Below are 13,037 nucleotides of genomic sequence, written 5' to 3'. Positions count from 1 at the left end.
CGTTAACCATTATCCCTGCTGCATAAGGCACCATCCCTGCCGGATCAGGCACCGGCCCTTTTTCGCCACAGTCGACGCGTTAGGTTAAGGCTTGCTTGGGGGCAGGACGGTAAACCTCGGTTAACCGTCCTGCTTTAAGAAAGCGTTCACCGTCTTTTGCCGGGGGTCTGCAAAAGAACAACGTGAACGCTCGTCGACTGGGTGGGCTCATACGTGCTGGCTGGTTTCGCGCGCCAATTCAATCCGCTTGCTCTGCCAAAGGCCGGATGTCGAATCGGGCTGACCACGCTATTGCTGCTGGCCGGCGCCGGCACGGTGCATGATGCGACGGCGCTGAACGAAACCCGCACCCTCTCCTTCCACCACACCCATTCCGGCGAAGACCTCACCGTCACCTTCAAGCGCGACGGCCGCTACGACGAAGAAGCGCTGAAAAAACTCAATCACTTCCTCCGCGACTGGCGCAGCCAGGAACAGACCACGATGGATCGGCACCTGTTCGATATCATCTGGGAAGTCTACCGCGACGTCGATGGCAAGAAGCCGATCCAAATCATCTCCGCCTACCGTTCCCCCGCCACCAACTCCATGCTCCGTCGCCGCTCCTCCGGCGTGGCGCGTTTCAGCCAGCACATGCTCGGCCACGCGATGGATTTCTACATCCCGGACGTGCCGCTCGAGCAGATCCGGGCGGCAGGCCTCCGCCTGCAGCGTGGCGGCGTCGGGTTCTATCCGACCTCCGGGTCGCCGTTCGTTCATCTCGATACCGGCAGCGTCCGTCACTGGCCGCGCATGACCCACGATCAGCTCGCCAAGATCTTCCCGGACGGACGGACCGTGCATCTGCCGTCCAATGGCGGGCCGATGAAGGGTTATGAGCTGGCACGCGCCGACATCGAGCGTCGCGCCAATGGCAGCGACGCGCCAACTATCAAAATGCCGAACCTGTTCGCGGCGCTGTTCAAGAGCGGCAAGCAGACGGAAGAGGATGACGAGGGCGCCAGCGCTCCCATCAAGAACGAGAAGCCGGCGCCCACCAGCGTGGCCGCCGTCAAATCCGCCGAACCGGTCCCGACGCCGCGCGCCAAGCCGGTCGGTGCGACCATCCAGCTCGCCGCAGCCGACGCGCAAATCGTCGCGGCGTCGAAAGCGAAGCCCGAATCCAAGCCTGAGGCGAAGCCGGTTGTGCAGGCCGCCGCCGATGGCGGCGAGCCGAAGCCGCAGACGCCGGCCGATATCATCAATTCCCGCGGCTTCTGGGACGATGTGCCGAAAGATCCCAACCAGGCCACTCCCGCGCAAATCGCAGCTTTCCGCGCCCGCCAAGCGCTCGCAGCCGCCACCGATCCGCAGCCGACCGCCAGCGTCACCGAATCGTTCAACCGGGCGATGGCTTATGCACCGGCCGCCTCGCCGGTCGACCGCGCTAATATCGTCGCGGCCTCCGCGCCGGTTCCGCGCTCCGTCCGCCCGGCGCGCAATGCCGGCACCGCCGCGACCGAAATCAACACCGTGGTCGCCAAGGGACCGCAGGGTAGCGCCCAGGGTCAGGGCGGCGTAGTCGCAACCTCGACCCGTCTTGCCGCTGCGCGCGGCAACGATATCTGGATGCGGGTCGTAATGCTGGCGCCGAGCGCAAGCACCTCGATGTCAACGACTGTGTTCGGCGACACCGAAATGACCCAGATGCGCGCCTACTTCGTCAAGCCGCAGGCCGCGATCGCCATGACCTTCTCGGATGATCCGATGATGGGCATGAGCTGCGACAGCTTCACGGGATCGGCGACCGCGCAATTGCCGACCCAGTCGTTCGTGATGCGCACCGCCGCGCTGCGCTAGGCGCTCATCGTCATTGCCGGGCCTGACCCGGCAATCCATCCCTCTCGCATGAATCTTTCTGAAGCTAGACGGATACGCGGGTCCCGGCCACGCGAAGGCTTCGCCGCGGCTTTTTCCGTGCTGGCGCGCCGAAGCTTTAGCGGAGGCGGCAAGCCCGCGTATGACATCGTGAGACGCCTCACAGCATTCCGAGAGCCTGCATATAGGTCTCCAGGATGGTTTCCTGCTCGGCGCGCTCATTGGCGTCCTGCTTGCGCATGCGCACGATGGTGCGCAGCGCCTTGGTGTCGAAGCCGTTGCCCTTGGCTTCGGCATAGACGTCGCGGATGTCGTCGGAGATCGTCTTCTTTTCTTCTTCCAGCCGTTCGATGCGCTCGACGATGGCCTTGAGCTGGTCTTTGGCGAATCGGGTTGCGGGCTCGTCCTGGACGGCAGCGGCGGCGGAGGTGGCCATCGGATACTCCTGAAATGGAACTGATGGGTGATGCTGAAAGATCAAGCGCCGCACGCGTTACCGCACGGCGCTTTTGCAGGAGTGACCCTCAAGATCGGGGGCCCTTGCGTCAAGGCAACATCACGCTCATCCACAGCGCGCCCACAGGAGATGACGGCGAGCCGTCATTCGGGGCGATGCGAAGCATCAAGCTATGCTGCGCGGTTGCGCACCTCGCAATCTCGAGATTCCCCGATGCGAGCCCAGTTACGTCGAGATTAAAAAAGCGGATTAGAGCTCAGTGCCCGGGATTAACCTTCTTCATCGCCGACAGCTGCTCGGCCGTCGCCGTCCCCTGATATTTCGCCTTCCACTCCTCATAGGGCATGCCGTAGACCGCCTCGCGGCTCTCGTCCTTGCTGATGGCGATACCCTTGGCATCGGCCTCCTCTTTCATCCAGTTGGAGAGGCAGTTGCGGCAGAAGCCGGCCAGATTCATCAGATCGATGTTCTGAACGTCCGTCCGGCTACGCAGGTGGCTGACCAGGCGCCGGAAAGCGGCGGCTTCCAGTTCTGTTCTGGTTTTGTCGTTGATCGTCATGGCGGTGCTGCCTCACATGGTGCCGGGCATATTGATGTCAGGTGGGAATTTGTCACAGATTTTGCCATATCTGCGCGCAAAATTGGCAACCTCACATGGAGTCCGGATTTCCCATAGCGCGGGAAAGGCGTTTCCCGGCCGTTGACAGTTCCCGCCGGGTTACGCGAAATCATCAATGATTTTGATATAGCTTCGCTGCATGACCGCAAAAGATTCGCGCTGCTTGGCCCACTTCCCCGCTCGCATGGCCGCCGGTCTGGCGCCCGTGCTGGCATTGGCGGCCGCGTGTCTATGGAGCAACCCGGCGGCGGCCGATTTCCGGCTCTGCAACAACACATCCAGCCGGGTCGGCATTGCGCTCGGCTACAAGGATGCCGAAGGATGGACCACCGAAGGCTGGTGGAACGTGTCCTCGCGCAGCTGCGAGACCCTGCTGCGCGGAACTCTTGTCGCACGTTACTATTACATCTACGCGCTCGACTATGACCGCGGCGGTGAATGGTCGGGACAGGCCTTCATGTGTTCGCGTGACAAGGAATTCACAATCAAAGGCACCGAGAATTGCCTGGCGCGCGGCTACGACCGCACGGGCTTCTTCGAGGTCGATACAGGCGAACAGCGAGCGTGGACCGTGCAACTGACCGAAGCCAACGAGCAGCCCGCACAACGCGTACCGGGAATTCCGGGCACGATGGGACCGGGCGGCCCCGGCGGGGTTCCCGGCCTGTCCAATCCGCCGGGCGGACCGGGTCTGCCGCCAGCCCCGGCGCCCAAGCAATGAGACGGCTTCGTCGCATCAAGATTCTCGCGACCCTCGGCCCGGCATCATCAGACAGCGCGATGATCCGGAAGCTGTTCGAGGCCGGCGCGGACGTGTTCCGCATCAATATGAGCCACACGCCGCACGACAAGATGCGGGAGCTGGTCACGACCATCCGCAATGTCGAGAGCAGCTACGGCCGGCCGATCGGCATTCTGGTCGACCTGCAAGGACCGAAGCTGCGTCTTGGCGCCTTCGCCGAAGGTTCGACCCAGCTCAAGAACGGCCAGAGCTTCGTGCTCGATTCCGACAAGGCGCCGGGCGACAATAGCCGCGTGCAGCTGCCGCACCCGGAAATCCTCGCGGCCCTTAGGCCGGGCCATGCGTTGCTGCTCGATGACGGCAAGGTGCGCCTGATCGCCGAGGAAACCTCGCCTGAGCGCGCGGTGACGCGGGTCGTGATCGGCGGCAAGATGTCGGATCGCAAGGGCGTCAGCCTGCCTGATACTGATCTGCCGGTGTCGGCAATGACGCCGAAGGACCGCGCCGATCTCGAAGCTGCGCTGACCACGGGGATCGACTGGGTCGCGCTCTCCTTCGTGCAGCGCGCCGAGGACGTTCAGGAAGCCAAGCGGATGATCCGAGGCCGCGCCGCTGTCATGGCCAAGATCGAGAAGCCGCAGGCCATCGACCGTCTCGCTGAAATCATCGACGCTTCGGATGCGCTGATGGTGGCGCGCGGCGATCTCGGCGTCGAACTGCCGCTGGAGCGGGTGCCGAGCCTGCAGAAGCAGATGACGCGGATGGCGCGCCGCGCCGGCAAGCCGGTGGTGATCGCAACGCAAATGCTGGAATCGATGATCCAGGCGCCGGTGCCGACCCGCGCTGAAGTCTCCGACGTCGCAACCGCCGTCTATGAAGGGGCCGATGCCATCATGCTGTCGGCGGAGTCCGCCGCCGGCAAATTCCCGGTCGAGGCGGTCTCGACCATGAACCGCATTGGCGAGGAAGTGGAGCGCGACCCGACCTATCGCGCGGTGCTGTCGGCGCAACGGGCCGAACCCGAAAATACGGTCGGCGACGCCATCGCTGACGCTGCGAGGCAGATCGCCGAGACACTGGAATTGTCGGCGATCATCTGCTGGACCTCATCAGGCTCCACCGCGATCCGCGTGGCGCGCGAGCGGCCGAAGCTGCCGGTGGTCGCGATCACGCCCAACATTGCGACGGGCCGCAAATTGTCTGTCGTGTGGGGCGTGCATTGCGTGGTGGCTGAAGACGCCCACGACCAGGACGACATGGTCGATCGCGCCGGCTCGATCGCGTTCCGCGACGGCTTTGCCAAGGCAGGCCAGCGCGTGATCATCGTCGCCGGTGTGCCGCTCCGCATCCCCGGCACCACCAACATGGTGCGCATCGCCAATGTCGAGCCGGAAGGCGCTGCGGAGAAGTGAGGCGTCACGCCGTTCCGGGCACGGCTCAGCGCCACGGAGAATGACGCTGCAGAGCAGCGGGAGCAGCACTAAACCAGTGTCGCGTCCAGCGTGATGTTCGTGTTCAGAACTTTCGACACCGGACAACCGGCTTTGGCCTTGCCGGCCAGCTCCTGAAATGCCGCATGGTCAGCGCCCGGTATCTTCGCCTTCAGCGTGAGATGAATCGAGGTGATGGCAAAACCATCGCCCTGCTTTTCCAGCGTGACGTCGGCGTTGGTTTCCATATGTTCGGCGGTGAGCTTGGCTTCGCCCAAAATCAGCGACAGCGCCATGGTGAAACAGGCGGCATGCGCCGCGCCGATCAGCTCTTCCGGATTGGAGCCCGTCTTGCCCTCGAAGCGACTGGAGAAGCCGTAGGGATAATCGTTCAGCGCGCCGCTTTTGGTGGAGATCGTGCCCTTGCCGTCCTTGATGCCGCCCTGCCATTTGGCAGACCCTGATGTCGTGGTCATTGCATGCTCCTATCGCGGGTTGGACCGTCGATAAGCCGCAAGCTGGCAAATGGTTGCGACAAATACGTGTAGCAGACAGAAGAAAAGTTCCTACGCTCCGACCAGCGCCTTGGCCGGCAGCACTGCCTGAACCACAAGGCCACGAGCGCGCGCATCCATCACGCCGACGGCGCGCAGCGCCAGGAGCGTGACGGTTTGCACGGCGTCGCGCAGCTTCGCAGGATCCTCGAGATTCTCAGGCGCCAGCGGCCCGACCAGCGATTCATGCAGTGCGCCGAGCAGCGCGGTGGCGGCAAGCGCCGTATCCTGTGCCGGCAGATGGCCGGCTCGCACCGCGGCATCGATCCTCGCGGCAATCTCGCCGGAGATTTCGCGGCGGCTGGCGAGCCGCGACACCGAGACGTCGACATCTACGGGCTCCGCCAGAATGCCCCAGGCGAGCTTGCGCTGTGACAGCACATGCACGGCGACGGTCGTGACGGCGGCGGCGAGCGCCGAGGACGGCCCCGGCGCGGCATCCGCCGCGCGGCGGATCGCTGCCAGTTCGTCGCGCGACACCTCTGCAATCAGTTCGGAGATCAGCTCGGCCTTGGACGGGAAGTAGCGGTAGACGGTGCCCGCCGCGACGTTGGCGCGGACCGCCACGGGCGCGATCTGCACCGCCGCCATTCCGCCCTCGGCCGCCGCATCCCGCGCCGCCGCCAGGATGGCGCTACGCCGCGCCGCCAGCCGCTTTACGACCTGATGGGTTCGCCGATAGACCATGGCGCGTTTTCCGTCCCCGGCGCGCCCTCAAGCCGGCGGAGCCTGCCGGAACGCGCACACCTTCAATGGCTTGAGCGATAAGGCACACTCATCGCTTTGAAGAAGTGAACAACTATTCACGGCTGATGACAAGATGGTTTCAGGACTATCGGAACCGATAACAGGATCGAAACGCCGGTCCGCTAGCCTGCTCCGGATGAGCAACCCCAGATTGTAGCGCGCGAGTGTACCCATGCCTTTGACCATCGCAGGATGGCGCCCGGCTTCGACGAGAAGCGCGCCATCCGCGGACTCTTCGATACGGCGTAAAGCAGCGTTTTTAATGGGTGGCGTGCTGATCGGCGCGATTGCCTACAGGCTTCTGACCCCGGCCACTCCCGGCATTGATTTGGCCACCCTCGCGCTACCGGGCGCGGGACGAGCGGCCGTGCGCCGGCGCATCTGCGCGAACGGCCGTCATCGTCGTGCACGGCCAGAGCAACGCGGCGAACTATGGAAGCGCCCGATATACGGCGCGCGAAGCGGTCGACAATTTCGATCCCGCGACCGGCAAATGCTTCGCCGCAGTCGATCCCCTGCTGGGCACCGATGGCTTGGGTGGGAGCTTTGCAACGCGGCTCGGCGACATTCTGATCCAGACGGGACGCTACGATCGCGTAATCCTGGTGCCGCTCGCCAAGGGCAGCTCATCGCTGTCCTTCCTGAACAACGAGGGAGCGCATCTGACAACAAACGGCATCTCGAAGCTCAAGGCTGCCGGAATGACGCCGACGCATATTCTTTTCCAGCAAGGGGAAACCGACGCGAGATTGACGACGACCACCGAAGAATATGCTTCGTTGCTGCATCAGCTCGTGAAGCGATTTCGTGCGGCTGGTTTTCACGCGCCGTTCTATCTGTCGCGAAGCACAAAATGCGGCAATGCCGAGCCGAAGAACATGGCTGCGGTCCGCGCCGGTCAACTCGCCGCGGTCGACGAAGCGTCGCTGAACGTCCGCCTCGGGCCTGACACCGACACGATCGGTAATGAAGGCCGCAGCCCCGACGGCTGCCACATGAACGAGGCCGGGACGCTTGCGAATGCCGCGCTATGGGCGGCGTTCATCAGATAGTGACCGGCGATTCCGCGCCGTCGTGCGAAGCACTGAAGACGTCCCCCGTGCGCTGTTCACGCGCCTGCCGCGACGAGCCTGGGCGCCGGCTCTTGCCGCCACCACGACCCGGCGCGGCGCAGGATCAGCGCGCCCACGATCAGCGTGGCGCCAAGACCGGTCGGGATGCCGGTGAACATGTAGCAAACGATGAGCGCGATGACGGCTCCCAGCGCCGGGAGCTCGTAAGGACGAAAGTCGCTCTTTAGTCCCATGCGCATCAGGAAAGCGATCGGGATCGCCAAGACCATCATGTCGTACATGAAGAGATAGGGCGTGGTCAGCAGCGTGCCGGCGGCAAGGGCTGCGGCCTTCAACGTGTAGGGTACGCGGCTTCGCCACATCAGCGCCAGCACCACGGCAACGGAAGCAGTCAGAACCCATTGGAACGCCCAGCCGAGCGGCTCGCTGCCGCCGAAGTAGCGCACCATCGAGAAGATGCTTTGCAGCTTCCACCAGGTGGCCTTGCCCTCGGTCAGGAAGGCCTGCGAGAATCGCGGCATCCAATGGAAGAACGCCAGCCAACTTTCGATGCCGAAGGCGAACGCGGAGGCAAGCGCTACCACGACTGCCGTGACGGCGGCGCTGATGAACACCCGCCAATGCCCCGCTGCGATCAGCACGATCGGAAACAGCAATCCGTATTGCGGCTTGTAGGTCAGAAGCCCGAGGCAGATCCCTGCAAGGACCGGACGGACGGGAATCAGATAGAGCGTGCCGCCGATCAGCGCCGCGGTGAGGAAGCCGTTCTGCCCGACAAAGGAATTGACGATCACGGTCGGAATGGCGAGCGCAACCAGAAGGCCGAAATTGCTGCCGACGACCGCACGCATGACGGCAAGATAGGGCAGCATGCTGACATACACCCAGCCGGCATAGCCGACCGAATAAGGCAACATCGCCAGCAGCGCGGCGACGAACAGGAAAGGCGGCGGATAGTGCCAGGCAAAATAGCCGACGAAATCCTGACCGAGCTTGGCGAGCTCGATCTGTTTCTGGATATCCCAATCGTAGGCCTGCGCCGGAGCGCCATCGAGCACCAGGCGGCCAGCGGCCCAGACGTTGATGAAATCCGTCGGAATACCGAGGCCGTTCGAATCGTAGATCCACGCGCTCGAGAAATAGGCCACGGGGCACAGCGCGACGTTGGCAAGCGCCAGCGCAAAGCACACCTTCACGAGCCACTCGGGAATCGAGGACTGCTCACGTGCGGTCTTGGGGGTGGAAACAAAGGCAGTCATGCGCGGTCCTTGCCAGGGCGCGCCCCTGTCCCAAGGCGCACGTCCCAAAGCAATAGGCCGGACTGAATTGAGGAAGTCTTAAGTTTTCGCGCGGCGACGGCGGTTTTTCGTTGCCGTCCCCTGCCTTCGCAAGGGACGATATGTTGCAGAAGCACGCCCCCCTACTCCCAGCTCAGCGCCCCGCCGTTCTGGTATTCGATCACCCGCGTCTCGAAGAAGTTTTTCTCCTTCTTCAGATCCATCGCCTCCGACATCCAGGGAAACGGATTTTCGGTCTCCGCGAACACCCGCTCCAGTCCGAGCTGCGCGCAACGCCGGTTGGCGATGAAATGCATATAGGTTTCGCACAGCGCTGCATTGAGGCCGAGAAAACCGCGCGGCATGGTGTCCCGTCCATACGCCGCCTCGAGTTCGGCCGCCTCGCGCACCATGGCGCGCACTTCTTCCTGAAAGGCCTTGGTCCACAGATGCGGATTCTCGATCTTGATCTGGTTGATGACGTCGATGCCGAAATTCAGGTGAATCGATTCATCGCGCAGGATGTATTGGTACTGCTCAGCGATGCCGACCATCTTGTTGCGACGGCCGAGCGAGAGGATCTGCGCGAACCCCGTATAGAACCACATGCCTTCGAAGATGACGTAGAAGGCGACGAGATCGCGCAGGAAAGCCTGGTCGGCCGCTGGCGTTCCGGTTTTGAAATCGGGATCGTCGAGATGCTGAGTGTGCTTGAGCGCCCACGCTGCTTTATCCGTAATCGAGGGCACCTCGCGGTACATATTGAACAGCTCGCCCTCGTCCAATCCCAGACTCTCGACGATGTATTCGAAGGTGTGGGTGTGAACGGCCTCCTCGAAGGCTTGCCGCAACAAATATTGCCGGCATTCCGGGTTGGTCAGATGGCGATAGATCGCCAGCACGATGTTGTTGGCGACGAGGCTTTCGGAAGCCGCGAAGAAGCCGAGATTGCGCTTGATGGCGCGGCGTTCGTCCTCGGTGAGGCCGTCGCGCGATTTCCATAACGCGATGTCGGCCTGCATCGAGACTTCGGTCGGCATCCAATGATTGTTGCAGCCGGCGAGATATTTCTCCCACGCCCATTTGTATTTCAGCGGCAGCAATTGATTGACGTCGGCGCGGCAATTGATCATGCGCTTGTCGTCCACGGATACCCTAGCGCCGCCCCGGTCGATGGCGCCGAGGCCGGCTTGGTCGGCTGCCGGGGCTGCCACGGGAGGCGGCATTCGGCGCAGGGGCGCGGAGGGTTCTGACCAGTCGAGCACTTTGATGTCCTTTTCTTCTGGCCGCTTACTGGCAGGCCTCGCATTCGGGGTTGTCGATCGAGCACGCCACCGCACCGGATAGATCAGGCGCCGTGACCTCGGACGGGACAATGATCGGCGCGGCCGCCGACAGGACAGGCGCGGCCGCGACGGCATTGAGCTTGCCGTCGGTGCCCCGAAGCGTCGACTTCTCAACATGCGTCGCGCTGCGCGAGCGCAGGTAATAGGTCGTCTTCAGGCCACGCGCCCAGGCCAGGCGATAGAGCGCATCGAGCTTCTTGCCGGAAGGATTGGCGATATAGAGATTGAGCGACTGCGACTGGTCGATCCATTTCTGCCGCCGCGAGGCCGCCTCGATCAGCCAGCTGCTGTCGATCTCGAAGGCGGTGGCGTAGAGCGCCTTGAGGTCATCGGGAATGCGATCGATGGCGCCCAGGCTACCGTCGAAATATTTTAGGTCGTTGACCATCACCTCGTCCCACAGCCCGCGCGCCTTGAGGTCGCGCACCAAAAACTCGTTCACCACGGTGAAGTCGCCCGACATGTTGGATTTGACATAGAGGTTCTGATAGGCGGGCTCGATCGACTGCGCCACGCCGCAGATGTTGGAAATCGTCGCCGTCGGCGCGATCGCCATCACGTTCGAATTGCGCATGCCGGTCGATTTGACGCGCTCGCGCAAGCGATCCCAATCGAGCGTCATGCCGCGATCCATCGAGAGACCCTCGCGGGCTTCCGCCAGCAGTTCGATCGAATCGATCGGCAAAATGCCCCGGCTCCATAGCGAGCCGTCGAATGACGGATAGCGCCCGCGCTCGGCCGCGAGATCGATGGAGGCCGAGATCGCGTAATAGGAAATCATCTCCATGCTGAGATCGGCGAACGTCACCGCCGCATCGGAAGCGATCGCGATCCGCAGCGCCTGCAGCGCATCCTGGAAGCCCATCAGTCCGAGACCGACCGGGCGGTGCCGTAAGTTGGAGCGGCGCGCCTCGGGAATGGTGTAGAAGTTGATGTCGATGACGTTGTCGAGCATCCGCATCGCGGTCGCCACGCTGCGCTTCAGCCGCGTCTCGTCGAGCCGGCCCTCGCGCACATGGTTGAGCAGGTTGATAGAGCCGAGATTGCAGACCGCGGTTTCGTCGTCGGAAGTATTGAGCGTGATTTCGGTGCAGAGATTGGAGGAATGGATCACGCCGGCATGGCGCTGCGGAGAGCGCAGGTTGCATGGATCCTTGAACGTGATCCAGGGATGCCCGGTCTCGAACAGCATGGTCAGCATCCTGCGCCAGAGATCGGTGGCGCGGACCTGCTTGAACACGCGGATTTCGCCGCGCGCCGCCTTTTCTTCATAGAACGCGTAGCGCTCGGCGAACGCCTTGCCGTAGAGGTCGTGCAGGTCGGGCGTCTCGTCCGGCGAGAACAGCGTCCATTCACCATCTTGCTCGACGCGCTGCATGAAAAGGTCCGGCACCCAGTTCGCGGTGTTCATGTCGTGGGTGCGGCGGCGGTCATCGCCGGTGTTTTTGCGCAGGTCGAGGAATTCTTCGATGTCGATGTGCCAGGTTTCGAGATAGGCGCAAACCGCGCCCTTGCGCTTTCCACCCTGGTTGACGGCGATCGCGGTGTCGTTGGCGACCTTCAGGAACGGCACCACGCCCTGGCTCTCGCCATTGGTGCCCTTGATGTGCGCGCCGAGCCCGCGCACGCGGGTCCAGTCGTTGCCGAGCCCGCCGGAATACTTTGCCAGCAGTGCGTTGTCCTTGACCGACTTGAAGATGCCGTCGAGGTCGTCGGCGATTGTGGTGAGGAAGCACGATGACAGCTGCGGCCGCAGCGTTCCCGAATTGAACAGCGTCGGCGTCGACGCCATGAAGTCGAACGACGACAGCAAATCATAGAATTCGATCGCGCGCGCCTCCCGGTCGATCTCACGGAGCGCCAGGCCCATGGCGACGCGCATGAAGAACGCCTGCGGCAGCTCGATGCGATTGCCGCGCACATGCAGGAAATAGCGGTCGTAGAGCGTCTGCAGCCCCAAAAACTGGAACGCCAGATCGCGCTCCGGCTTCAGCGCGGCGGCGAGCTTGTTCAGGTCGAAGCGCGCCAGATCCGGATCGAGCAGTTCGGCCTTGACGCCGGCCTTGATGTAGGCCGGAAAGTACTCGGGATATCGCACAGCCATGTCGGCCTGCGAGGCGCTGGTCGGCGCGCCCTGCACGAAAGAGAGCACCTCGGTGCGCAGCTTGTCGAGCAAGAGTCGCGCGCTGACATAGGCGTAGTTCGGCTCCTGCTCCACAAGCGTGCGCGCGGCCATCACCGATGCCAGCGCCAGCTCACCCTCGCCGATGCCGTCATAGAGATTGCGTTGCGTTTCGGCGAGTACGGAGGGGGCGGCCACACCCTCGAGGCCGGCACAGGCTTCCTCGATGATCAGCGTCAAGCGCGCGATATCGAGCGGAACCTGCGCGCCGCTCACCAATGTGACGCGCAGCGAAGGCTCGCCCGAGGGCTTTGCAGCCTTCACCGTTTCCTGCTCGGCACGCTGACGCGTGCGCTCCTCGCGATACAGCACATAGGCGCGCGCCACCTTGTGGTGCTCGCTGCGCATCAAGGCCAATTCGACCTGGTCCTGCACGTCCTCGATATGAAAGGTGCGCCCCTCGCTCATCCGGCGGGCCAGCGCGCCGACGACATCCGCGGTCAGTTGCTCGACGATTTCATGCACGCGGCGGGAAGCCGCGGCACTATGTCCCTCAACCGCGAGAAACGCCTTGGTCATCGCAACCGAAATCTTGCTGGCATCGAATTTCGAAACCGTGCCGTTGCGGCGGATCACCTGCATCGGGGGCTGCGCATTCGGCACGGCGAGCTGCTCGGGGCGCAGGTGAACGAATGGAGCAGCGCTGACTTCGCGATCGAGAGAGAGTGACATCAAGAGACCCCGTGATGTTGTTGAGGCCGGATGTCAGAGAGGACGCTGCTTCAAATGCGGGCGGGAAACGCCGGCATGAGT

Annotated in this window: 11 protein-coding genes; 4 read left to right on the top strand and 7 right to left on the bottom strand. The window is 63.2% G+C overall.

Annotated features, from left to right (window positions below):
* The first annotated feature begins 213 nt into the window (after positions 1 to 213).
* A complete protein-coding gene (gene mepK / locus J6524_RS25115; RefSeq protein WP_225675528.1) occupies positions 214 to 1,839 on the top strand; it encodes a peptidoglycan L,D-endopeptidase MepK in 1,626 nt (541 codons plus the stop codon).
* 178 nt (positions 1,840 to 2,017) lie between these two features.
* Here the strand turns inward: mepK and J6524_RS25110 are convergent, their stop codons facing one another.
* Positions 2,018 to 2,293 carry a DUF2312 domain-containing protein gene (locus J6524_RS25110; protein WP_171709805.1) on the bottom strand — a complete coding sequence of 92 codons (276 nt, stop codon included), beginning with the start codon at positions 2,291 to 2,293 and terminating at the stop codon, positions 2,018 to 2,020.
* A 277-nt stretch (positions 2,294 to 2,570) separates the two neighbouring features.
* Positions 2,571 to 2,873, bottom strand: a complete 303-nt coding sequence (locus J6524_RS25105) for a DUF1244 domain-containing protein (protein WP_225675526.1) — start codon at positions 2,871 to 2,873, stop codon at positions 2,571 to 2,573.
* A 199-nt stretch (positions 2,874 to 3,072) separates the two neighbouring features.
* On the opposite strand from J6524_RS25105, the gene J6524_RS25100 reads away from it, so the two are divergent.
* Positions 3,073 to 3,654 carry a DUF1036 domain-containing protein gene (locus J6524_RS25100; RefSeq protein ID WP_376712073.1) on the top strand — a complete coding sequence of 194 codons (582 nt, stop codon included), beginning with the start codon at positions 3,073 to 3,075 and terminating at the stop codon, positions 3,652 to 3,654.
* Positions 3,651 to 5,087, top strand: coding sequence for a pyruvate kinase (pyk, locus tag J6524_RS25095; RefSeq protein ID WP_225675525.1), 1,437 nt, complete (start codon positions 3,651 to 3,653; stop codon positions 5,085 to 5,087). Before J6524_RS25100 ends, pyk begins: the two co-directional genes overlap by 4 nt.
* Positions 5,088 to 5,155: 68 nt before the next feature.
* Here the strand turns inward: pyk and J6524_RS25090 are convergent, their stop codons facing one another.
* Together J6524_RS25090 and J6524_RS25085 are read right to left on the bottom strand one after the other, a co-directional pair.
* Positions 5,156 to 5,581, bottom strand: coding sequence for an OsmC family protein (locus J6524_RS25090; protein WP_225675523.1), 426 nt, complete (start codon positions 5,579 to 5,581; stop codon positions 5,156 to 5,158).
* A gap of 90 nt (positions 5,582 to 5,671) precedes the next feature.
* Positions 5,672 to 6,346, bottom strand: a complete 675-nt coding sequence (locus tag J6524_RS25085) for a TetR/AcrR family transcriptional regulator (RefSeq protein ID WP_225675521.1) — start codon at positions 6,344 to 6,346, stop codon at positions 5,672 to 5,674.
* Between the two features lie 383 nt (positions 6,347 to 6,729).
* Between J6524_RS25085 and J6524_RS25080 the strand changes: the two genes are divergently transcribed.
* A complete protein-coding gene (locus tag J6524_RS25080; RefSeq protein ID WP_225675519.1) occupies positions 6,730 to 7,458 on the top strand; it encodes a sialate O-acetylesterase in 729 nt (242 codons plus the stop codon).
* A gap of 56 nt (positions 7,459 to 7,514) precedes the next feature.
* Here J6524_RS25080 and J6524_RS25075 read toward each other — a convergent pair whose 3' ends face one another.
* From J6524_RS25075 to J6524_RS25065, 3 genes are all read right to left on the bottom strand, one after another.
* A complete protein-coding gene (locus J6524_RS25075; protein WP_225675517.1) occupies positions 7,515 to 8,738 on the bottom strand; it encodes a glycosyltransferase family 87 protein in 1,224 nt (407 codons plus the stop codon).
* A 161-nt stretch (positions 8,739 to 8,899) separates the two neighbouring features.
* Positions 8,900 to 10,021: a ribonucleotide-diphosphate reductase subunit beta gene (locus J6524_RS25070; protein ID WP_312002467.1), complete on the bottom strand. Its 1,122-nt coding sequence runs from the start codon at positions 10,019 to 10,021 to the stop codon at positions 8,900 to 8,902.
* Positions 10,022 to 10,046: 25 nt separating this feature from the next.
* Positions 10,047 to 12,956 (bottom strand): ribonucleoside-diphosphate reductase subunit alpha, encoded by a 2,910-nt coding sequence (locus J6524_RS25065; RefSeq protein ID WP_225675515.1) that lies wholly within the window; start codon positions 12,954 to 12,956, stop codon positions 10,047 to 10,049.
* Positions 12,957 to 13,037: the final 81 nt, after the last annotated feature.

The sequence above is a fragment of the Bradyrhizobium hereditatis genome (assembly GCF_020329435.1).
GTDB lineage: Bacteria > Pseudomonadota > Alphaproteobacteria > Rhizobiales > Xanthobacteraceae > Bradyrhizobium > Bradyrhizobium hereditatis.
The sequence above is the reverse complement of the archived record's forward strand: the minus strand, read 5'-3'. Positions and strand labels throughout refer to the sequence as shown.